The sequence below is a fragment of the Pseudomonas sp. AC463 genome (assembly GCF_979253585.1).
This window is the reverse complement of record NZ_CEEDDZ010000722.1, coordinates 1-263: the sequence shown is the minus strand read 5'-3', so window position 1 is coordinate 263 and position 263 is coordinate 1. Positions and strand designations below refer to the sequence as shown.

Sequence of the window (263 nt, the reverse complement as noted above, 5' to 3'; positions counted from 1 at the left end):
CGGCGCGCAGGACCCGAAACTGCCCAAGGGCGCATTGATGATGACCGGCATGGAACGCTCCGATCTCGGCACGACGATGACCGCGCAGGGTGCGAAGCTCGCCGCCGATCCCTATCCGGACCAGCATTTCTTCGAACGCTCGGACAATTACTCGCTCGCGCTCAAGGGGATCGTCGCGCACACGCTCTCGGGCTGGGCGACCATTTCCAGCTACCACACCAAGGACGATAACTTCGCCAGCAGCGACCTGGGCTTCATGACCG

The 263-nt window shown here is 63.1% G+C and carries 1 protein-coding gene; it reads left to right on the top strand.

All coding sequences use genetic code 11. The features are described 5' to 3' along the window. A partial coding sequence (locus AC0IYH_RS32095) for a M28 family peptidase (protein ID WP_471838350.1) occupies positions 1-263 on the top strand: 263 nt, incomplete at both ends.